Annotated in this window: 18 protein-coding genes; 7 read left to right on the top strand and 11 right to left on the bottom strand. The window is 66.9% G+C overall.

Annotation, left to right across the window (positions count from 1 at the left end; translation table 11 throughout):
• Positions 1–63: 63 nt before the first annotated feature.
• Complete coding sequence (locus KM842_RS10590) at positions 64–1,089, bottom strand: lipopolysaccharide biosynthesis protein (protein ID WP_216262493.1); 1,026 nt, start codon at positions 1,087–1,089, stop codon at positions 64–66.
• Positions 1,090–1,092: 3 nt separating this feature from the next.
• Here KM842_RS10590 and KM842_RS10595 point away from each other — a divergent pair, with 3 nt between their 5' ends.
• Positions 1,093–1,458 carry a hypothetical protein gene (locus KM842_RS10595; protein WP_216262495.1) on the top strand — a complete coding sequence of 122 codons (366 nt, stop codon included), beginning with the start codon at positions 1,093–1,095 and terminating at the stop codon, positions 1,456–1,458.
• Here KM842_RS10595 and KM842_RS16055 read toward each other — a convergent pair.
• Positions 1,362–2,246, bottom strand: a complete 885-nt coding sequence (locus KM842_RS16055; protein ID WP_216258211.1) for a glycosyltransferase family A protein — start codon at positions 2,244–2,246, stop codon at positions 1,362–1,364. The two genes, KM842_RS10595 and KM842_RS16055, sit on opposite strands and share 97 nt — an antisense overlap.
• Positions 2,243–3,298, bottom strand: a complete 1,056-nt coding sequence (locus KM842_RS15970; RefSeq protein ID WP_367397721.1) for a glycosyltransferase — start codon at positions 3,296–3,298, stop codon at positions 2,243–2,245. Before KM842_RS15970 ends, KM842_RS16055 begins: the two co-directional genes overlap by 4 nt.
• Before the next feature lie 485 nt (positions 3,299–3,783).
• Between KM842_RS15970 and KM842_RS10610 the strand changes: the two genes are divergently transcribed.
• On the top strand, positions 3,784–5,007 hold the full coding sequence (locus tag KM842_RS10610) for a hypothetical protein (RefSeq protein ID WP_216258214.1): 1,224 nt from the start codon (positions 3,784–3,786) through the stop codon (positions 5,005–5,007).
• A 68-nt stretch (positions 5,008–5,075) separates the two neighbouring features.
• On the opposite strand, the gene KM842_RS10615 is transcribed toward KM842_RS10610, so the two are convergent.
• The 5 genes from KM842_RS10615 to KM842_RS10635 form a co-directional block, all read right to left on the bottom strand.
• Complete coding sequence (locus tag KM842_RS10615; RefSeq protein ID WP_216258216.1) at positions 5,076–6,065, bottom strand: glycosyltransferase family protein; 990 nt, start codon at positions 6,063–6,065, stop codon at positions 5,076–5,078.
• A 119-nt stretch (positions 6,066–6,184) separates the two neighbouring features.
• Positions 6,185–6,997, bottom strand: a complete 813-nt coding sequence (locus KM842_RS10620; protein WP_496196123.1) for a WecB/TagA/CpsF family glycosyltransferase — start codon at positions 6,995–6,997, stop codon at positions 6,185–6,187.
• An 18-nt stretch (positions 6,998–7,015) separates the two neighbouring features.
• Positions 7,016–8,482, bottom strand: a complete 1,467-nt coding sequence (locus tag KM842_RS10625) for a sugar transferase (protein WP_216258221.1) — start codon at positions 8,480–8,482, stop codon at positions 7,016–7,018.
• A gap of 13 nt (positions 8,483–8,495) precedes the next feature.
• Positions 8,496–9,425 carry a beta propeller repeat protein gene (locus KM842_RS10630; RefSeq protein ID WP_216258222.1) on the bottom strand — a complete coding sequence of 310 codons (930 nt, stop codon included), beginning with the start codon at positions 9,423–9,425 and terminating at the stop codon, positions 8,496–8,498.
• 16 nt (positions 9,426–9,441) lie between these two features.
• Positions 9,442–10,887: a tyrosine-protein kinase domain-containing protein gene (locus KM842_RS10635; RefSeq protein ID WP_216258224.1), complete on the bottom strand. Its 1,446-nt coding sequence runs from the start codon at positions 10,885–10,887 to the stop codon at positions 9,442–9,444.
• 157 nt (positions 10,888–11,044) lie between these two features.
• Between KM842_RS10635 and KM842_RS10640 the strand changes: the two genes are divergently transcribed.
• From KM842_RS10640 to KM842_RS10655, 4 genes are all read left to right on the top strand, one after another.
• Entirely contained in the window at positions 11,045–11,767 is a 723-nt protein-coding gene (locus tag KM842_RS10640) for a CPBP family intramembrane glutamic endopeptidase (RefSeq protein WP_216258225.1), read from the top strand.
• 388 nt (positions 11,768–12,155) lie between these two features.
• Positions 12,156–16,037 (top strand): TIM-barrel domain-containing protein, encoded by a 3,882-nt coding sequence (locus KM842_RS10645; RefSeq protein WP_216258227.1) that lies wholly within the window; start codon positions 12,156–12,158, stop codon positions 16,035–16,037.
• Between the two features lie 191 nt (positions 16,038–16,228).
• Positions 16,229–17,521, top strand: coding sequence for a PP2C family protein-serine/threonine phosphatase (locus tag KM842_RS10650; RefSeq protein WP_216258229.1), 1,293 nt, complete (start codon positions 16,229–16,231; stop codon positions 17,519–17,521).
• Between the two features lie 134 nt (positions 17,522–17,655).
• Positions 17,656–18,615 carry a DUF4190 domain-containing protein gene (locus KM842_RS10655; RefSeq protein WP_216258232.1) on the top strand — a complete coding sequence of 320 codons (960 nt, stop codon included), beginning with the start codon at positions 17,656–17,658 and terminating at the stop codon, positions 18,613–18,615.
• A 311-nt stretch (positions 18,616–18,926) separates the two neighbouring features.
• Here KM842_RS10655 and KM842_RS10660 read toward each other — a convergent pair whose 3' ends face one another.
• A complete protein-coding gene (locus KM842_RS10660) occupies positions 18,927–19,337 on the bottom strand; it encodes a RidA family protein (RefSeq protein ID WP_216258233.1) in 411 nt (136 codons plus the stop codon).
• A gap of 70 nt (positions 19,338–19,407) precedes the next feature.
• Between KM842_RS10660 and KM842_RS10665 the strand changes: the two genes are divergently transcribed.
• A complete protein-coding gene (locus KM842_RS10665; RefSeq protein WP_253206098.1) occupies positions 19,408–19,821 on the top strand; it encodes a winged helix-turn-helix transcriptional regulator in 414 nt (137 codons plus the stop codon).
• 401 nt (positions 19,822–20,222) lie between these two features.
• Here KM842_RS10665 and KM842_RS10670 read toward each other — a convergent pair whose 3' ends face one another.
• Together KM842_RS10670 and KM842_RS10675 are read right to left on the bottom strand one after the other, a co-directional pair.
• On the bottom strand, positions 20,223–20,903 hold the full coding sequence (locus KM842_RS10670) for a response regulator (RefSeq protein WP_253206099.1): 681 nt from the start codon (positions 20,901–20,903) through the stop codon (positions 20,223–20,225).
• Between the two features lie 5 nt (positions 20,904–20,908).
• Complete coding sequence (locus tag KM842_RS10675; RefSeq protein ID WP_216258237.1) at positions 20,909–22,249, bottom strand: sensor histidine kinase; 1,341 nt, start codon at positions 22,247–22,249, stop codon at positions 20,909–20,911.
• Positions 22,250–22,350 lie beyond the last annotated feature (101 nt).

Below are 22,350 nucleotides of genomic sequence, written 5' to 3' on the forward strand. Positions count from 1 at the left end.
TCTAGGTGGGCACGCTGCGGGTTGCGCCAGCCTTCGATCTCGCAATGGAGTACATCTGCTGCGTCAGAAACTAGGGCGAGCGCGAGTCAGATTGAAGGCAATCGCCAAGCAAGGCAACACAAGGGCAACCATTAGCCCGATGGAAGCAGCGAATGCTGGCCCAACGACCCCGTAGCGCGAGGACAAAAGTACCGAGAGCATCAGAGTCAAGACGCCTGCACCGACTGCGCCGCCCGCTTGAACCCAAAATCCCCGAACTGAGGTCAACAGCATTGCTTGAGTAGCGTGTAGCCCCTGCACGGTGATCAAGAGGGCGAACCCCACACTGAGGCCGGGCGACAACGACACTTCCTGGTCGCTCATCAGCGAGACCAACGCAGGTCCAAAGACCACATAACCGATGCCCGCACACAGGCCCAGTCCAGCGAGAGCCGCGTTAGCGAGAATCCACAGACGCCTGTTGAGCGACACCGCAAAGCGCGGCCAAAGGACAGTCGAAGCCATGTATATGACCGAGTAGAGGGGAAGATAGAGCTGAAAGGCAAGCGCATATTCGGATAGGTCACGCACGGACGCGTGGCCCGCGAGCACAACTCGACCCGACTGGATAGCTGCCGCCGTACCTAACGAAACAAGCAACATCGGCACCGCCGCATGGAGTATCTGACCCGTGTATCCCCGCCTTTTTGAATTGGCCGATAGTGGCGAGCCCAGTCCACCGAGACTTTTCGCGAAGGCGAAAGTCGCGAATAACACGACTGTAACCACCGACCCTACACTCGTCCCGAGCGCAAGAAGCATCGGCGACGCCCCGACGGACCCAGCTACAACAACGAAAACCAAGTTGCAGATCGGCGGCACAAGCCCCAGAAGGACAAGAAGCCCAGATCGATCGAGCCCAACTAGGACGCGCTGCCCGACAGCCAGTGGCAGCAGCAGAAAAAAGACAGCCAGAGTGATGCTGGTCGAGAAATTCACTCCGAACGCCCACTTTTCGGGCGCATTTAACACATGCGACCACACGCCGCTCAGACCGAGCAGTGACGAGACGATCGCTCCTGCAACACCAATACACAACAGAATGAACATTGAGTGACGCACGAGACCAATAGCCTCATTGGCATCCACCAAGTTTGCACGACTCTGGGCGACTCGCCTTGTTACGGCGGCACCAAGGCCAAGATCTGCGAAAGGAAGCAGGAGCGTTATCTGCGCTATCAGACTCACGTATCCGTAGGCGCCGGAGCCGACGAACCTGACCGCTACAGACGCGGTGAGGACCGCAATGCCCGCCGTGACTGGAAGGGTGAGAAGTCGCAAGCCCGCGGTTCTAACAAGAGCCTTGATCCAGCTATTCTCAGTCACCGCCAGGCACCTCTGACCGCGGCGATAGCGGGCGCGATTGCCGCAATGTGGCAGGGACCGCGCAACGCCTCGCCGGTGAGCCGTAGCGCTTGATGCCACTCGCGGTTACTGACCGCTCCACGCAGGATTACCGATGCTACAAAATCTGCCCGAGAACGGCGTGATGGCGCGCTCCCAGCATCTATTGAACTGAGCCAAGACTCGCTCGACTGCCAGTCCGTCGACCGAGATATAGAGCCTTCCGAGGACTGATGAACAAGCACCAATGGAGTACCGAGCATAACTATATTGACTCCCGCGGCTTGAGCACGAATAAGGAAGTCCCAGTCTTGATGCCGTTTCAGCCCGACTTCCCAGCCGATTTCCTCGGCCAGGTCTTTCGTAAGGAGTAGTGACGACGACTGCATGAAGTTCTTGCGGAGACGCAAGCTAGACCGGTCCAGCAGGTACGACGATATTGCAGTCGAGCCATCGTACAACCGTTCAGGAACGAGTCGACGCTTGCGCCCTACGAGCCAGCTTCGCGAGGCGACGATCATGCGACCCGGAGGCAACATGGCTGCAAGCTGAAGCTCAATTTTATTGGACAACCACTCGTCATCGTCGTCGAGGAAGGCGACGAACCTTGTCCTCGAGGCCAAGACGCCAACATTGCGTGCCGCCCCGCCGCCGATTGCGCCTGACGTTGTGACAAGATCGTACGTCAGCCCTGACAATAGTCGTTCAACATCCGCACGAGCCGAAGGGACGTCGAGAATAACCAGGGGCGTCACAGGAATTGTCTGCAGAACCACCGACTCGACCGCTCGGCGCAACTCGGACCTGCCAGTCGTAGGAATGACAGCCGTAACAGAGGCCGCCGCGTCCCTTCGGGTGGTCATGCCTCAACCACGCCCGCGGGAACCATAATCCCAGCGCCGCGATAGATATCTCGTAATACAGCATCCCGGTCTTCAGAGAACATTCTCCGAGACCTCTCGCTTATCCTTTTCCGGTCGGCATTGAAGAGCACTGGGTCTTCGCGTGCTTCGAGTGCTACGCGCCCAAGCCCTTCGGCGAGTTGAGCGACCACTTCTCTGTAAGACCGCGCCTGGCCTCGAACTCCTACCCACTCCTTCATCGCGTTTAGCGGAATGTCGATTGTCCTCCCCCGGGCGCCGATGATCTCCGGCAAGGCCTGGACGTTCGACCCCACGACCATTGCACCGGAGACGGCCCCTTCGGCCAGTGAATAGCCGAAAGTGTCCGCAAGTGACGGCAAAACAGTCATGTGCGACGTCCGCATCTTGCGCATGACAGAACTATGCGACGTGCCCGCGATCCACTCAATTCTCGGATGTCCGCTCAAACGAGAAGCAACGTCGTCGCGGTAATCTTTCTCGACCCAAGGCGTCGCGTAGTCAGGATAAGTTAGGGTCGAAACCACCGTTAGCCGCAGATCCAACTCGTCGCCTAATTGCTCCATCAGTTGCAATAAGGCTTCGCCCCCCTTGCGAAAGAAAGCGTTTCCGACAAATATTAGATTCAAGGAGCCCGCACCTGTCAACGGTTTTGGGCACTCCTGGCCTGTGGCCCGTACGGCCGGGTAAACGACTCTGGTTCTACTCTCCAGTATCGCCCTAATTGGTCCTTCGAGTTCCCGCGTGAAACGATCTCGAGCATACTCGGAGACCGCATTGATGAAGACACAGGACTCGTCGGTGGCGAGCCTCAGACGTAGTTTCCGCGCAGAAGAAGCTCCGTCGGCCACCCGAGGGAGGCGACTCTCAAAGCTCACGCCCCAGGGCCCCGCTCCACCTACCTTCATCTTGTTCCAAAGGTGCAACACAGTGCGACCTTGCGGAATCATCGGCGCGTAGACAGCTGCTCCATCTCCGAATAACGAATGCGGTACCCGTTGTAGGGGTAACCCCGGACGTCGTACGAATTCCATCCCTGGCAGGCCGACATTATGCGAAAGATGGTAGTTGGGTCGCTTGCCGAAGCTGTCTAGCGCAAGTCGCACTTTCTTCCCCAATTATTTGTCGCGACGCCCAATGCTGCACCGTCACTTGACCATCATCGATCACCGCCAGTCCAATCTACACGCCCAGAGCCGCCCGATGGCTTCCGCTCGGGATGCGAACCGTGTTGCTGAAGCGGCGCTAGCGGCGTGCCGAGGACTCAAGCACACCGTACGACCTCGCGCCCGGATCCAATCCCGCCCTCACCAAGGTAACGCAGTGCTGCACGCGGCGACTCTGGTCCTACCGTCTCCGCGAGACCGCTCATAGCGGATGCACCCGCACAGTGCCCTTGGCCGTCGAAGGCCCGACCGGCAGGAACAAACGGCTACTGGCGGCGAACAGGCGCGACTAGTCGTTATCTCTCCAGCTTCAGGTCGCTGAGATTTGCCCCCCCGTCGGGTAGGTTTGGAGCATGAGTTCAATCGGCCGCCAGACTAGTCCAGCGCGCAACAAGGAACTTCCCGCGGTTCTCGAGAACTCGCTGTACGCCCTGCTCCTCGTTTCCGGCGCGTCCAGCTTGCCGCTACTAGGGCGTTTCAGCCCCCTGCCTGTCACGGTGCTCCTTGATGTCTGGCTGGTGTTCTTTCTCACTTGGATGCTGCTCGCAGGTCGGACGCGTTCAATCGGCCTAATCGCAGCACTCTCGCTCTATCTGCTCAGCCGGGTGATTCCGGCAATTCTCTTCAACGCCCCTGTCGATGATTTTCTTCAAGCCTACCGATGGCTTTTGTACCTCATCATCTTTGCCACAGCGATGGGGCGAACATGGGGATCTACTCGGACACTCTGGCGAGTCACGCTCTCGCTGCTCATCATGGCGATTGTCAAATCTGCCGCTACCCTGATTCTGCTCGGCAGGGGCCAGCGACCAGGGCTCCTACTCGAAAATAACTTTGAATTGGCCCTCTTCGCGGGTTTGATCATTGTTTGCTATCCACATCTGGGCAGAGCCCGCTGGCTCTCGGTGGTCGCGCTCGGCGCTCTCACCGTCATGGACGAATCTAGGAGCGGTTCAGTAGCGTTTGTTATCGTCGCGGTCTACGCAGTAGGCCAAGCCAAAGCAGCCAACCTATTTCTACGATACTTACTTGCACTGGCGCTTCCGGCATTTGCCTTCGTTGCCATACTGATCTTCGAGGCGCGTGCGCGATCATCCTCCGGGATTGATCGCCTCAACTTCTTGCGTGTTTTTCTGGAGAACACTTCTGACTGGTCCGTGATTCAGTGGTTATTCGGCACTACTCCGATCACTCCGTTGGATCCGGCTTCCTGTTTGCAGCTCTCGTATTACGAATCCCTCTTTTCGTCGCGCGGGGATGGGACCTGTTACTCGGTAATCCTGCATGCCTTCAATCTGCGCGTTGTCTACGACGCCGGATTGGTTGGGCTCGCCCTAGCCGTCATCGTCACCTGGATTGCGATGAGGAAGTCCGGAACGGCAACCAGCACTGCTCTGGCGCTCAGCGCAATTGCCTTGACGAACGGTTTGTCGGTAAGCGGCCTAAACAGTCCGTACGTCGCCTTGCCAATCATCCTCGCCATCACTCTGAGCCGCAGGGAAGGCCGCGAGGGAGAGACTCCAGACCAAATTGGCCTGCCCCACTCGATCCGCGGCCGAGACGGCAGCATCCGTTGACCAGCTGAGCTTTTGTCGCGTATTGCTTCGCTCGACATTCCCTAACCGGAGAGGGGACGCAAGCATGGCTAGTCGTGAACATCGTGTCGCGCAACTAATCTCCGATAGACAACTCGGTGCTGTTCCACAATCATTGGCCAGCTTCGACGAGCGGAGTATGCCTTCTTCAGAGGACGCGGCTCATCGTAGATAGTAGACAGACCTGTGGCGTCCAGATCGCCTTCCCATTGACGGATCCATTCACTGCCGTACTCGAGGGCGAGTGCTTGTGCCGCTGGGCTAGCTGGAAGCGCCACGGGACGCTGCATAGTTAGCGCCAGAAAAATGATTCCGGAGTTATAAAGGTCGGCATAAGGGACGAACACTACGTCGCTCGCCTGGATGGCTTTCGCCAAATCAACATCATCTAGCCTTCCCTTCCTTATGACCACTCGCCCCTGACTGCTGTTCGCGATGCCCTCGAGAAGCTCTGTATACTCTCGATCCGTCGCCGCGCCGGCAATGGTCAGTTGTCCGCCTTCCAGTTCCGCGGCCGGTCTGGCGACGCTTTCGAAACATCTGTACCTGACGAGAGACCCGAAGCATAGTCCTCGCTTGTTACCGGGCGACCTCAACGAGTCAAGATTCAGTCGAGTCGCCCAAGGTTCGTAATCAGGGTGAGGCACCACAACGTCGTCCGGTTGCATGCTCTGGCCCGCATCACTAAGCCATATCCGACTCGTTGTTAGTGCCTCAAGTCGCGCGACGAGAACTTTTCCCCATGGGCTCAGGGAGCCGTGGGGATTGACGTTGTGTACTGTCCGCAAGACGGGCGTTCCGGTCATCCGGATTCTGACTAGCGCAAGTGTCAACAGGATCTTCATAGGCAACTCAAACGTGCGCCGCCCATGTTTCACCAGCCACTCCGGCCAATGCACGTGAAAGACGTCGTATCGCCCGAACAGCAGGCGAGTCCAAGTAAACCCCTGTATCTGCACATCCGACGACAACGCAACAAGGTCGGCTATGTAGGAGTTTTGCCCGAAGTGCTTTTGGCGAGTGTCGAGGAGGACGCGCATGCTCGCATCATACTCGGCGATTGAGCGGAATTTCGCCTTGAGTGATCTCGGTCGGAAGAGAGCGCGCTCCCGTTTGTCTTTTCCAGTTGAGCGGGATCAGGCGTTCTGAGCGAACGCCATCACTTGTTCTGCTTGCGGAGCTTCTCTGCGGCTACACGCCTTCGCGAGGCTATGAGCAAGCCCAGAAGGTGAAATGGCTCGATGAAGTATCTCGCGAAGAGTCGGCTGGGAGCATGCAAGAAGCGCCATAGCCACTCAATGCCTAGACGACCGAACGCGCGCGGCGCGAGCGGGGATTTCTCCGCTAGATAATCGATGGCTCCTCCGACGGTGGCGTAGTAGGCCGGGGGCAACTGCGCAAGGTTACGCTCGAGGAATTCTTCCTGACGGGGCATTCCCATTCCTACAAGCACTAGGTCTGGCCGGAACCCTGTTAGCTCTGCGACTACCTGCGCGGAGTCAAGATCAAGGTCAAAGAAGCCGTGACCACCGTGAACGACAATATCCGGGGCCCCGTCAGCAAGGCGCCGTCGGGCAGCAGCATTCGACTGCTGGTCTCCACCCAGGAGGAATACCCTCCGAACTTGGCTACCCTCACTGCGGCGCCACTCCTGCTGAAGAGCCGCCAGCCAATCTGTAGATCCGATGCGCACTTCGGCTGAAGGTCGGCCCGAGGTCAAGCGCAATACGGGCCAGCCGTCGATCAACACAACGCGAGCTCGCGAGTAGAACGCTCGGAACCACTCGTATTTATGAAATAAAAAGACGCTATGAAGATTGTGGTTGAGGATGAGCAACGCACTACGCGCTGGAACGTTCAGAAGTTCGACGACATCCTTCGCGCTCATTGGCGTCACCTCGACGCCGAGCCCGTGGACATGCCTGTAAGGCACCTGTGCCGTCTCTGACGACGCTCTCTGACTGTCATTCATAACGCGTTCCTTCCGACATTAGTAAGCTCCGTCGGACCCGACGACCGCTCGGGCTGTGCGCCATAGGATCACTAAGTCACCGATCAGGGACCAATTCTCCACGTAGAACAAGTCCAAACGAACGGAGTCCTCCCAGGACAGATCGGAACGACCGCTAACCTGCCATAACCCCGTCATTCCCGGCTTGACCAGGAATCGTCGGTGCACGTGGGTGTCGTACAACTCGACTTCCTTCGCTAGCGGAGGGCGAGGGCCGACCAGGGACATGTCGCCCAGCAAGACGTTGAACAGTTGCGGCACCTCGTCCAGGCTGTATCGCCGCATGAGCCGGCCGATACGTGTCACTCGCGGATCGTTGCGCATCTTGAAGAGGACGTCATTGCCCTCCGCGCGGTCCAGCTGGCTGAGTTCTTGGAGGCGGGCCTCGGCGTCGACCACCATCGATCGGAACTTGATCATGCGAAAGGTGCTGCCGTTCAGGCCGACGCGCTCCTGGCGGAAGAAGACCGGGCCGGGCGATGTGGTCTTCACGAGCAGTGCGAGGACCAGCAGGACCGGCGACAGCACGATGATCAGCACGGCGGAGCCGACCAGGTCGAAGGCCCGCTTCGTGTAGAGCTTCCGGCCCGAGTAGGTAGGCGTCTCGACATGGATGAGGGGTAGGCCCTGGACGGGGCGGGTGTGGATGCGCGGGCCACCGATGTCGGTCAGGCTCGGGGCGACGACCAGGTGCTGCCGGCCGGGCTCGAGGGACCAGCTGAGCTGGCGAACGCGCTCGGGCGGCAGGTCGTCAGAACTCGTGATGACGACGGTGTCGGCACCCGTCGTGGCAAGGGCGTCGGCCAGGTCGTCGAAGCCACCGAAGCTCTCGACGGCGGAGTTCGGCAGGACGCCCCGGGTGCCTGCTGAGACGGCAGCGCCGACGACGCGGTAGCCGGCCTCGGGCGTGCGTCCGAGTTCACGAGCGAGATGCAGCACGCTGCCCGTCGAGCCGACGAGCAGCACCTTCGCCGAGTAGTTCCCCCGTTTGCGCTCCGCCACGAGCCACTGCCGCCACATCCACCGCGAGAGCAGGAGCACGAGGATCCCGACCGGGAACGCGATGAGGATGTACCCGCGGGCCAGGTCGACGTGGAGCAGGAACGCGACGATCGCCAGGAAGCCGAACACCCGGACGCTCGCGTCGGCGACCAGGCGGTACTCCGTGCTGCCGACGCCGATCACGCGGTGGCCACGGGTGTCGTACAGCGCGAGCGCTGACATCCAAACGGCGATCACGACGATCGAGATGCCGGTGTAACTGAGCCGCAGGTCGGCGGTGTTCGTCGCCAGGTTCGAGTCGAGTCCGAGCCAGGCGATCTGCACGCCGAAGACGACCCAGAACAACGCAAGGAAGTCGGTCAGCAGAACGCGGCGCGAGTACGACCGGCTCCACTCCTCGGTGGAGCCCGTCGACGGGGACACCCGCACGGCGCCCGCCGTCATGACCACCACCGGCTCACCACGTGGCACCGCCGTCCGTCGACACCGCGACACGGTCGCCGGCCCACAGCCACAGGGCGTCGTCGACGCGGTCCAGGCTCATCGGCCCCGATGTCGCCGCGTCCACGTCGCACCCGATCGGGGTCGTGGAGGTCGTCGGAGTGACGTTCACGGCCGGCATCGACTCGAGCTGCACGCCGTTGCACGTCTCGGTGTTGATCCGCGCGAGCGTGTAGGACATGCCCGCGTCGGCCATCGACCGGACGCCGCTGAGCGGCACGTCGACCCACTCGCCCGTGCCGGCACGCCATTCGAGCTGCCCGTCGCAGATCACGACCGAGGTCGACTTCCCCTGGTACGCCTCGATCGGACCGCTGCACGGGGCCTCGACGACGCCGTCCGCCAGGACGACGCCAGCGGTGGAGACGCCGGCCCCGGCACCGCCCGGGCTGCCGGCGGTCCACGTCACACCGTCGTCCGCGCTGGTCCGGACGGTGGTGGTGCAGTCTGCGCCGATCCCGGCCAGGATCGTCAGGTCCGTGGCGGAGGCGCGGATCGCCATGAGCGAGGACACGTCCGGTCCCAGGGCGACCGGCACCCAGGTGGCGCCGGCATCGACGGTGTGTTCCAGGGTGGGTGCGGCACCGCCGCACGTCTCGCCGGTGGCGCGCCACGCCTCCTTGTCGTCCAGAGCGGACAGGAACCGGCGCGTGCCGGCGGCCTCGGCGGAGGCCGACGGCGTCGGGCTGGTGCTCGGACGGGGCGAGCTGGAGAAGGTCGGGATGGGGCCGGCCGGGTCCCGCGCGTTGGGCGCGGTCCGGCCGAGGGCGAGTGTGACGAGTGCGATGTCGATGACGACCAGCACGACGACCACGACGGCGACCCAGATCAGGGTCGTTCGTGTGAAGGTCGAACCGAGGTTTCGGGTCCCCCGGCGAGTGTCCATGTCCCCCGACCTCGTCTCAGCGCTCGGCGCGGCTCAGCGCGCCCAGCTTCTTCCCGCCGCGCTTGGGCGGCTTGACCTTCGGTGTGTCCTCGTCCGCCTCCAGGCCGTAGCCGTACCCGTACCCGTACCGGCCGTAGCCGTACGCACCCGGCCCGCGCACCGGCATCATCGTGATGACGTACCCGGCGATCGGGGCACCGACGTTCTCGAGTGCCGAGACGGCGGCGGCGAACTGGCCCTTGTGCGTCTTGCCAGAGGCCACGGCGACGATCGCGCCCGAGGCCTTCTTCGACAGGATCGCGGCGTCCGTGACGGGCAGCAGCGGCGGCGCGTCGAACAGGACGTAGTCGAACTCCTTCTCCAGGCGTTCGATGAGTTCCTGCATCGCCCGCGACCCGAGCAGCTCGGAGGGGTTCGGCGGGATCTGTCCGGCCGGCAGGACCACGAGGTTGCCACGGCCCCAGGGCTGCGCGACGTCCTCGAGCTCGGCGCGACCGATGAGCACGTCGGTCAGGCCGGCGTTCGTGTCGACGTCCATGTACTCGGCGACGCGCGGACGGCGCAGGTCGGCGTCGATCAGGATGACCCGGAAGCCGGCGCTGTCGAGCGCGATCGCCAGGTTCGCGACCGTGGTGCTCTTGCCCTCGGACTGGACGGACGACGTCATCACGAACGTGCGCGAGCCCGTGCCCAGGTCGAGGAACTGCAGGTTGGTGCGGAGGGTGCGGAACGACTCGGCACGCGGGCTGCGCGGGTCGACCTGCACGATGAGCGGACGCTCCGACGCCTTGCTGTCGAAGGCGATACCCCCGACGACGGGCTTGTCGCTGATCTTCTCGACGTCCTGCTCGGTGCGGACACGGTTGTCGAGCGTCTCGCGGAGCACCGCGATGCCGATGCCGATCGCGAGTCCGACGAGCAGCCCCAGCGCCACGTTGACGGGAACGTTCGGGCTGACCGGGACGCTCGGCACGTCCGCCTGCTTCACGCGGGTGAGCTTGACGCTGCTCGTGCCCTCGGCGTCGGTGGCTTCGATGTCCTCGACGACGGCGGTCAGGCTCTGCGACGTCGCGTTGGCGATGTCCGCCGCTCGGACCGGGTTCGTGTCGTCCACGGTGATCGAGATGAGCGTCGTGCTCGTCGGCGCGGTCGCGGACACCATCGTCGCGAGCTGCTCGGCGTTCATGTCGAGCTGGAGCTTCGAGATGACCGGCAGGAGCACGATCGGAGTCGAGACCAGGTTCGAGTACGTCAGGACGCGCTGCTGCGTGAACGTGTTGCCCTGCGCCAGGTCACTCGCGCTGCCCGACGTCTCCGTCGACACGAACACCTGCGCCGAGGTGGAGTACACCGGCTTCTTCAGCAGTGAGAAGCCCGCAGCCGCGGCCACTCCGACGAGTGCCAAGACAACGATGAGGACCCATCCCTTGCGCAGCACCGTGATGTAGTCGCGTAGTTCCACGCGGCCCGCCTTCCCCGACGTTTCTGCCGAACTCCCGTGGTCCCAACACAGGTACGCCAGGGATGTCCCGGCAGACGGCATTCAAATAGTGCCACATGATCGAGCAACGCTCGGCTGTATCGCCCGATCCGTGCTCCGCGTCCTCTACGGTGACCCCATGAGCACCGAGTCCGACGTGGCGCACGCCGAGCCCGACACCAGCCGTCAGCGCGACCTGGTCATCCTGCTGGTCGCCCTCGGGGTGGCGGTCATCCTGGCCCGCGTCGTCGGCGGGCTGAACCGCGGCGGGAGCATCCCCTCCCCGGTCCTGCAGGTGCTTGCTGCCGACGTCGCCGTGTGGCTGCCCCTGGTGGCGGGCATCGTCTGGGTGCTGCGGCGGTCGCCGAACCCGGGCCGTGGTCGGGTCCTGCGGCTCGAGATCGGGGACGCGATCTTCGCGATCGGCATCGTCATCCTGGTCCGGGTGTTCGACGCGTTCCTCGGGATCGCGTTCAGTGGCCGCACCGGTCTGGAACCCGTCCCCACGCTCGGGACGCCGGACATCACGCTGCTCGTCGTGTCGGCGATCGGCATCGTGCTGGTCAGCCCGTTCCTCGAAGAGGTCTTCTTCCGCGGGCTGTTCCAGCGGCGGATGGCCGAGGAGCTCACCCCCCGCACGCGCTTCATGGCCGTGCTGCTGACCGCGTTCCTGTTCGCGGTGCTGCACGTGCTGCTCGGCGCCGGGACGACGCAGCTCGACGGCTTCCGGGTGTTCCTGACGACCTTCGCGCTCGGGTCCCTCACCGGCACGCTCGTCGCGATGACGAACCGTCTCGGCGGCGCGATCATGGCGCACGTTCTGTTCAACGCCGTCGCGGTCGTCGCGACCTGGCCGCGCTGACCCGACCCGCGCCTCCCGGACGGTGAGGCGCACTCGTCGGCGATGACCACCTGACGGGCCGCCGGGCGTGACGATCGTCACGCCCGGCGGCCCGTCCTCGTGCTCGGGCGGGCCGGGCCGCACCGATCTCAAGGCAGCGATCCGCGCCTCCCGGCTGGTCCGCTGAGCGCGACAGCGCACCCCCGGTTCTCCGTGCGGTCTTCCCTGCCGGGGCTGTCCGCCCTACTCTTTCCCACGTTGTAACGCTGGAGACCAGGGGGCTCCCGCGCGACGACGACCATGCAGATCACACGGCCGACCGGCCGACGGCGACGCAGCCGCCGACCGGTCGACTGTCGGCCACCGGCCGACGAACGACCGGACGACGACGTCCACGAGGAGCTCACACTTGCGTCCCACTTCCCTCTCGAACCGGAGGCGCCGACGCGTCCTCGGGTCGTCCCTCGCCGCAGCCGTGGTCGGAGCGCTCGCGCTCGGCGGGCTCGGCATCTCCGTCCTGCCCGCCTCGGCAGCACCCGACACCCGGACCGTGGTGTCCGGGGACGCCCGCTTCCAGGTGCTCTCCCCCACCCTGATCCGCACCGAGTACGCCGGCGACGGCCAGTTCACCGACCAGGGCACGTTCAACGTGGTCGGGCGGGACGACTTCGCCGCGACGCCGTTCACGCGCACGGTCCAGGACGGCTGGCTGACGCTCGACACCGGGTCGATGACGGTCCGCTACAAGGAGGGGTCGGGCGACTTCAGCCAGGACAACCTCCGCGTGCAGCTCACCTCGTCCACCGGGCAGGCCGTCAGCGGGACGCCGTGGGTGACCGCCGAGACGCCCGCGTGCACCGTCGGCGCGCTCTGCGAGGCCGAGACGCTCGCGCTCCGGGGCGTCGCGCCCGCGAAGGACCACGCCGGGTACACCGGCAGCGGCTTCGCGGCCGGGTTCGAGTCCGTCGGCAACACCATGACCTTCCGCACGACCGTGCAGCAGGCCGGCGCGTACGACCTCGCGATGCGCTACGCCAACAACCAGGGCGGCGACGGCAAGGTCGAGACCCGCACCCTGAGCATCGTCGTCGACGACCGGGCACCGGTCACGCTGCGCCTGCCGGCCGGCGCGAACTGGGACGAGTGGAAGCAGACCACAGCCGCCCTCGACCTGACCGCCGGCACGCACACCGTCCGGATCGAGCGCTCCGCCACCGACTCGGGCCGCGTCAACATCGACAGCCTGGCGATCGTGCGCCCGGGTGCGGCCTACCCCGCACCCACCGCTGCGACCGCCGGTCAGGACTGCGCCTTCGGCGCGGTCTGCGACGCCGAGGAGGCCGGACGCGCGGGCAACGCGCAGGTCGCCTCCGACCACAACGGCTACGCGGGCGACGGCTTCGCCTCCGGGCTGTGGGGCGGCGCCGACTCCGCCATCACCACCCACCTCACCGACGTGCCGGCCGCGGGCGACTACGCGCTGCAAGTCCGGTACGCGAACGGCACGGCGAACTCCCCGGAGCTCACGGTCGCACCGGCGGGACAGGAGGCCACCACCGGCACCCTCGCACCGACCAGCGGCTGGGACTACTGGAACACGGCGACGATCCCGGTGCACCTCGCCGCCGGGGCGAACGACGTCACGCTCAGCTGCCCCACCGTCGAGAACAACTGCAACGTGAACATCGACACGATCGCGGTCGTCGACCAGGGCTCCCCCGTCCTCGCCGCACACGCGCCGCTCGGCGGCTACCGTCGTGACCTCGACACCGCCAACGGCTCCGTGAAGACGAACGCCGGCCTGCTCTACCAGGACGGCTGGTCGCTCATCGACGACACCGCCTCGGCACTGTACGACCCGGCGACCGAGCAGACCACGCCCCGCGGTGACCACGGTGGCAAGGGCTACCAGGACGGCTACGTCTTCGGGTACGGCACCGAGTACACGACCGCGCTGAAGGACCTCGCGACCCTGACCGGGCCGTCGAAGCTCCTGCCCCGCTGGGCGTACGGCGTCTGGTACTCCGAGTACTACGACCGCTCGCAGGCCGACTACCTGGCGATCGCGAAGAAGTTCCGGGACGAGAAGGTCCCCGTCGACGTCATGGCGATCGACACGGACTACAAGCTCGGCAGCACGACGAACCAGGGCGACAGCAAGTGGAACGGCTGGTCGGTCGACCCGGACCGCATCCCGGACATGACCTCGCTGCTCGCCGACTGGCACGAGCAGGGCATCCACAACACGCTCAACATCCACCCGTCGATCTCCGGCAGCGACCCGAAGTTCGCGCAGGCGCAGGCCACCGCGAAGGGCAAGCTCACCAAGGGCGACGGCGACCGGTACCTGTTCGACTGGTCCGACCCCGACCAGCGCAGGGCGTACTTCGAGCTCCACGGCTCCCTGCAGCCCGAGGGCGTCGACATGTGGTGGCTCGACTGGTGCTGCAGCGAGAACTCGAAGTACTCCGCGAACGGCGTCACCCCCGACGCGTTCATCAACCAGCAGTACGCGAAGTACACGGACGAGCAGCTCAAGGGCCGCGGTCTGGCGTTCTCGCGGGCGTACGGTTCGCTGACCGCGGGCGGCTACGGCAACCCGCAGGCCGTGCCGACCGGGCCCTGGGCCGACAAGCGCACGACGCTGCACTTCACCGGCGACACCACGTCGACGTGGCAGGAGCTCGCAGCGCAGGTCGGCTACACGCCGGGTGAGTCGGCAGCGACCGGCCTGTCGGCGATCAGCCACGACATCGGCGGCCACAACGGCGGCCAGTACGGCATCGAGGGCGCCGAGCCCGGCACCACCCAGCTGCCGCCGGACCTCTACGCCCGTTGGGTGCAGTTCGGTGCCTTCCAGCCGATCGACCGCCTGCACAGCAACCACAGCGACCGGCTGCCCTGGCAGTACCCGGCCGAGGCGAACGCGTCGGCGAAGCAGTTCCTCAACCTCCGCGAGGCCCTGCTCCCCCTGACCTACACGCTCGCCGCCGACGCCTCGCGCACCGGCACCCCGATGCTGCAGCCGCTCTACCTGCAGTACCCCGAGGCGCAGGAGTCCTACGCGCAGGCCGGCAAGGAGTACCTGTACGGCAAGGACGTCCTCGTCGCACCCGTCACCGGCGGGAACGGCGACGACGGCACGGCGACCACCTCGGTGTGGTTCCCGGCCGGCGACACCTGGACCGACTGGTTCACCGGGAAGACGTACCAGGGCGGCACCACCGCCGACGTCACGACCGACCTCACCGCGATGCCGGTGTTCGTCCGCAGCGGCGGCATCGTCCCGACCCGCTCGCACCACGTCGCGAACGACGCCGCACCGCTCGACGCGGTCACGGTGACGGTCGCGACCGGTGCGGACGGCACCTTCGCGATGCACGAGGACTCGGGCGAGGGCCAGCCGACGGCAGCGGGGTCGTCCGCCCGTGCGGCAGCGAACGCCGCCTCGACCGCGATGCGGTTCACCCAGCAGGCGGACGGCGGGACGCTCGACATCGCCCCCGCCGACGGCTCGTTCGACGGCCAGGTGCGCGAGCGCTCCTGGACGGCGACGTTCACGAACGCTGACCGCCCGCGGACGGTCACGATCGACGGAGCCCCCGTCGCCGCGTCCGAGTGGACGTACGACGCCGACAGCCGCACCCTCACGGTGCCGGTCGCCGAGCGCTCGGTCGCGGACCGGACCGTCGTGCGGTACTCGGCGGCCGCTGCTGCGGTGCCGAGCCTCCAGGTCGAGGACCGGCGCATCGACGCCGGTGCCACGCAGGTCGTGACCGGTGCCGGGTTCCCGGCGAACGCGACGGTCACGCTCGCGACCACGCCGGACATGGGTGACGACGTCACCGTGCAGGCCGACGCGGACGGCGCCTTCCGCGCCGACCTGCCGGTGCCGGCCACGGCCTCCGGGCGGGTCACCGTGACCGCCTCGGTGGACGGGGTGGCGCTCGCCCGGGTCGCGTTCAGTGTGACCGCGGCGGCGGCTCCGCCGACTGCCTCGCCGTCGCCCGCTCCGGGTGACGGGTCGGGTCCGGGGACGGGCGGACCGGGCGCTGGCCCGGGTGCCGGTCCGGGGAACGGCGCTGCGCCGGGGGCCGGGAACGGTGCCGGGAACGGCAACGGCACGGGGACGCAGCCCGTCGGTGACCGGCCGGGAGGCTCGGGTCCGGACCGCGGCGGCGCGCTCGCCTGGACGGGTGCGAACGTCGTGCCGATCGGGATCCTGGCCGTGGTGCTCCTCAGCGCGGGTGGTGTGCTCCTCGTGCAGCGGAAGCGGCGGCGCGTGCAGTAGCGCGGTGTGACTGCGGCGGCGGGGTGTCCGGGAGGGTGCCCCGCCGTCGTCGTGCCGGCGACGCGGGGCACCCGGCCGTCGTCGTCCCGGCTGGGCCCCGCCGCTCACGTTCCGGGCCTCGGCGCGCCACGGCCCCTCTTCGGGTCAGTGCCCCGGCGTGCCGCGGCCGGAGCCGGTAGCCTGCCCTGAGCATGTCTCGCCCAACCAGCGTCATCGACAACCCCCTCGTCCGGCAGGCTCCGATCAGCGGCCTGCTGGCCCTCGGCGCGTTGTTCACACTGGCGTTGCCGACCCTCGAGATCTCGCACGTCGAGCTGTTCCTCGCCAGCCTGGTCGCCACCGCCGCTGCGACCCTGCTCGCCGCGTTCGCCCTGCGCTTCCCCCGGGCGCTGCCGCTCGTGCCGATCCTGCTGGCGGTCGACTTCGTGTCCCTCGCGCTGTTCCGCACCGGGACCGGCGCCGGAGCCTCGGTGTTCACGTCGCTCGTGGTGCTGCCCGTGGTGTGGTGGGCCTCCCTCGAGGGCCGACGCACGATCGTCTACTCGGTCCTCGGCGTGACGCTGGTCATCCTCGCCCCCTACGCCCTCGCCCCCGGCACGCCCGTGGGCGCCAGCGAACTCGTCCGCCTCGGCGTCACCGTCGTGGTGTTCGGCACCGTCGCCGTCATCGTCCACGAGCTCTCCCGACGGGCCAGACGCTCGGTGCTGTCGGCCCAGGCCCGCGAGGACACCGTCCGCGCCGAGATCAGCCGCGCCGCCGCTGTCCAGCGCTCCCTGCTGCCCACCTCGACCGACGACATCGGCAGTGCCGTCACCGTCGCGGGGGCGTGTCTGCCCGCCAAGAGCGTCGGCGGCGACTTCTTCGACTGGTACCGCACACGCACGGGCATCGCCGTGAGCCTGGGCGACGTCATGGGCAAGGGCGTCGGCGCGGGCCTCATCGCCGCCGCCGTCCGCGCCACGATCCGGAGCGCCCGCACCGTCGGCGACGCCTCGGAGGCACTGCGCCGAGCGTCGGACGGCCTCGCTGCCGAGGGTGCCGGCACCGACGTCACCTTCACCACGCTGTTCCACGCCCGCATCGACGACGACGGCACGCTGCAGTGGGCTGACGCCGGGCACGGACTGAGCTTCGTGCTGCGTGCTGCCGGAGGCGTGGACCGCCTGCGTTCCGTCGACCTGCCGCTGGGGATGGGCCTCCGCGACGAGTGGGCGACCACGACCGGCGTCCTCGAGCCGGGCGACCTGCTCATCTCGTTCAGCGACGGTGTCCTCGACCTGTTCGGCGGGCGGGACGACGCCGTCGACTCGGTCGCCGAGCTCGCCCGCCTCGACCGGACGCCCGCGGCGATCGTCGCGGCGCTGGCGGAACGCGCGGCGGAGGTGCCGCACGACGACGACGTGACGGTGATCGCGATCCGCCGCGAGGCCGTGGTGTCCTCGCCGACCGAGGTGGCGGCGGCGCCGCTGACGCGCTCGGCCTGAGTACGGGCCGCCTGAGCGCGGGCCGCCGCTCGACAGTCGCTCGCTCTCATTCGGGCTGTGTCCCACTTTTCGACGACGGGACGTACCCCTCATTGGGGCTTCAGGGCAGTCTGTCAGGTTGAGAACGTGTCACTATGAGTTACAACCCACCGACAATCCCGAACGCGCAATCGCCGCAGGGACCTCAATGGCCCGGCCCGGTGCCTCCGCAGTCCGCCAAGAACGGGGCGGGAACAGCAGCAATGGTCCTGGGCATCATTGCAGCGGTCATGGCAGTGCTCCCCGGCGTCTCCTTCGGAGCCTGGCTCTTCGCGGTTCCGGCGATCATCCTCGGAATCATCGGAATGAGGAAAGCCGGTGCTCCACGTGGACGTGCACTCGCAGGACTCATCGAAGGTGGCGCAGCACTTGTCGTTGCCATCGCGGTGAGCGCCGCCGCTGCGGGTTCGGTATCGGACGGCTTCAAGAAGGGCTACGAGGAGACGAGGGCCGAGTCAGCTGCCCAGCCGACCGAGACGCCGGCAGCGAAGGCTTCACCTGATGCCGTGACCGCGAAGGAGACTCCGAAAGCAGCGCCGGCTGAGACCAAGGCGCCAGCGCCCGCTCCCGCTCCGGCCCCCGAATTCGGGTCGCAGCCCGCGGACGAGGTTGCCTTCGTCACCGCCATCGCGACGACGAAGAACGAACTCAGCGGAGACCTCACCGACCTGCAGCGTTCCGAAGCTCTTCGTACCCGCGACGCCTCCTTGTGCTCCGTTCTGGGCGACGGTGCTGCGACAGACTGGACCGGCAAGGTCAAGGACATCGGCGCGAACGGCGAAGGCAAGGCCTATGTCGAGGTCGAGATCGCGTCGGGCGTCACCATCAAGACCTGGAACAACGCGTTCTCTGACGTCGTTGACGGAACCCTGATCGATCCGTCTTCACCCTTCTTCAGCAACCTCGTCGCGATGAAGGAAGGCCAGATGGTGAAGTTCTCGGTACAGATGGTTGCCGACGAGGGAAGCTGCCTGAGCAAGGGGAACCTGACCGAGACGTTCTACGGACTCACGCCCGAGTTCATCGCTCATTTCACGAACGTTCAAGCCGCTTGATTCCGTTCGCGTAATCGGCGCGGTCCCGCCATGTGCATCCTGGCCGGCAAGCGGCCGACCACGGCCGTCGGTCGCTTGCGCTCAGCGACAACGTTCGCGGTCGTGTGCGCGAGCGCTGTCGCCCAGCGCGAACCATCCCGGACGGGAGGCCCGGCGGGGCACGGCGGTTTCTCGTGGTCGTCGCAACACCTGATGGTTCAGTTCGTGGTTAGAAGATCACCTAGACGCTCGGCTGGAATTCTCCAGCCGAGCGTCTTGCGCGGTCGGCCGTTGAGTTGTTGAGCGACCTGTTCGAGGTCCTCGCCGCAGCGTCAGTCGAGCACGGCGGTGGCCTCGACCTCGACGAGCACGTCGGGCTCGAAGAGGTGGTCGACCCCGATCAGGGAGGCCGGCGGCAGCGGCGTGGGGAGACCGAGTTCGTCGGCGACGTCGTGAACGCCGGCCATGAACGCCTCGATCTTGTCCGGGCTCCATCGTGTGACGTAGAACGTCAGCCGGACGACATCGCCGAAGCCGGCCCCCGCGCTCTCGAGCCCGGTGTGGGTGTTCCGCAGCGCTTGCGCGACCTGCCCGGCCAGGTCGTCCGGCGCGACCGGAGCACCGTCCGCGGTGCGAGCGATCTGCCCTGAGACGTGGACCTGACGCGAGCCCGTCGCGACGGCGACGTGGTGGTAGGGGACCGGCTGCATGAGGCTGTCGGGGGAGAACCGGTGGACGGGCATACGTGCTCCTTCGTCGTGGTACCTCAGGGATACCTGGTGTTCGGCGGCCACTGCAACGAGACTGGGTGTCGTGTCGGATACCGCCCCCACCCCCACAGGTCGCTTCGAGATCACCGCTCCGCACCGCGAATTGCTCGATCAGGTGCTCGACCGTTGGTCGCTCCAGGTCCTCGATGAACTGTGTGAGCGACCAGCCCGGTTCAGTGTGCTGCGCAGGAGCATCCCCGCTGTGACGCAGAAGTCGCTCACGGCCACCCTGCGCCGTCTCGAGCGCAACGGCGTCGTCGAGCGTGTCCTGCTCAGTACCCGCCCCGTCGCTGTCGAGTACCGCATCACGCCGCTCGGGAAGACGATCCGTCCACCGGTGGAAGCGATCCTGGCGTGGGCGACCGAGTACATGCCTGCCATCGAGGAAGCCCGCGACCGGTACGACAGCGATCTGGGAGAGGCAGTTCCGCACCATCCGATGACAGCGTCTCGGTAGGCGATCACCCGATCGCCCAGCAGGACGAACGTACGAGCGCGCAGGGTTGACCACGACTGAGCGACGGACCGCTGCCGGGCCGCATGCGAAGGCGTTGGACCTCGAAGCATCTGTCGCACCTCCCGCCCGGCCCGCCACGGGACCGACCGCTCGCGCTCAGCGACACCGTTCGCGGGCGTGCACGCGAGCGCTGTCGCCCAGCGGGAATGCATCCGGGCCGCCGGGCCAGCCGGACCAGCGCATGCGCGGACGGGAGGCACGGGACGGGACCGCTACGCGCCTCCCGGCCGCGGGCACGCGCGGCGCACGGATTCGCACTCAGCGACACCATTCGCGGCGGCCGGCCCGAACAGTGTCGCTCAGCGCGAATGGAGCCGGGCGCCCGCGCCCGGGCCTGCCCGCTACGCGGACCAGTCGGGCCGGACGAAGCCGCTCTCGTAGGCGAACACGACGGCCTGCACGCGGCTCGTCGCGCCGACCTTGCCGAGGACGCTGCTGATGTGGGTCTTCACGGTGGCCTCGCTGATCCAGAGGTCCTTCGCGATCTGCGCGTTGCTGGCGCCGCGGACGAGGGCGGTGAGGACCTCCCGTTCGCGGGCGCTCAACGTGGCGAGGACCGGTGCGTGCGCCGCGGGCGGCGTCGGAGCTGCCGGACCGGCCGACGACGGCGCCGTGAGCAGGCGGTTCTCGAGCAGGGCGCGGGTCATCGACGGGGCGATCAGGGTGTCGCCGGTGTGCGCTGCCCGGACGCCGGCCGCGATGAGGTCCGGCCCCGCGTCCTTGAGCAGGAACCCGAGGGCGCCGGCACGGACGGCGTCGAGCAGGTACTCCTCGTCGTCGAAGGTCGTGAGGATGACGACCGCGCCCGCGGTGCCAGCGGAGACGATCGAGCGGGTGGCCGCGATGCCGTCGAGCACCGGCATCCGGACGTCCATCAGCACGACGTCGGGGCGGAGGTCGGCGCAGACCGCGATAGCCTCGGCACCGTTCGGCGCCTGGCCGACGACGGTCAGGTCCGGTTCGGCGTCGACCATCATGCCGAGCCCCGTGCGGACGACGGCCTGGTCGTCGACGATCACCACGCGGATCACGAGGCCACCACCGGGTGCTGCGGGCCGGCCGGGCGGTCCACGGGTCGGAGGCTGCCCGCGGTCTGCTGGCGCGCCTCCTGTCCGTCTCGGCGCGGCTGGCCGTCCCGGCGCTGCGGGTCGTCTCGAGCGGCGGCGTCGCGCGGAGCTTCGAGGATCACGCGCCACCCGCCGCCCTCGGCCGGTCCAGCGTCGAGCACGCCGCCGATCGACGCTGCACGTTCCCGCATCCCGCGGATCCCGGCGCCACCGGCCGCGAGCGCGGGCACGCGGGGGCTGGCGCCGCTGCCGCCGTCGTCGAGGACCTCGAGGCGGATGCTGTCTTCCGACGCGGCGAGGGTGATCCGCACCGCGGAGCCGTCGGAGTGCACGAGGGTGTTGGTGAGCGCCTCCTGGCAGACGCGGAGGACGGCGAAGTCCTGCATGACGCCGAGCGTCGCCGGCACGCGGAGGTCGGCGTCGACCCGGACACCGGTGGCGCGGACGCGCTCGACGGCGTCCTCGATCGCGCCCCGCAGCGAGACCGGGGCGTCCGTCGTGCCGCCGTCCCCGCCCGCGCGGAGGACCCGGACGACCTTCCGCATCTCGGACAACGCCTGCTGCCCGGTGCCCGCGACCCACGAGGCGTACTCCGCGAACTCCTGCTGATCGGCGACCCCGACGCGCACGAGGGCCTGCGACCGCACGACGATCGCGGCCATGTGGTGGGCGACGACGTCGTGGACCTCGCGGGCGACGGCGGTCCGCTCCTCCGAGGCGATGCGGGCCTGGTCGGACTCCCGCAGGCGGACGAGTTCCTCGTTGCGCCGCTGCAACACGAGCTCGGAACGACGGCGCCGCGCGGTGGCACGGCCGAGGAACGCGCACGCCACGAGCAGGATCCCCATGAGGACCACGGTCGACCAGTCGGCGTTCTGCGTCCAGGACCGCCAGTCGGGGAGGACGACGGACCAGTACCGCGGCGACAGCCCCGCCAACGGCAGGAACATCGCGGACACCGTCGGCAGCGCCGCGACGGCCAGTACCGCGAGCAGGTGCCGCCCGGCCGCGCAGGCCAGGTACACCGCGATGACGAGCGGGATGAGCCGCACCTGGAGGACGTCGAACATCCACGTCGGCCACCCCACGGCGACACCGACCACCACGAGCAGCGGGTACGGCAGCCGCTGTCCGACGACGATGCACAGCGCGACGAGGGCTGCGGTCACCCGGTAGTCGGCGAGCCGCGTCGGGTACCAGCCGGCGCGGTGCAGCCCCTCCATCGTCAGCAGGGCGAGGCCGAGGAACGCCAGCCCCGCGAGGGCAGCGCGCACCCACGGCGGGATCGGCAGAGGACGCATGGCGTGAGGCTAACCGCCCCAGGGTGGTCCGCGCCTCCTCCGAACGTCGGACTCCGCGACGGTCGACGATCAGCCGAACGGCCAGGAGGCCCATCCCGACC

It is taken from the genome of Curtobacterium sp. L6-1, from assembly GCF_018885305.1.
GTDB lineage: Bacteria > Actinomycetota > Actinomycetes > Actinomycetales > Microbacteriaceae > Curtobacterium > Curtobacterium aetherium.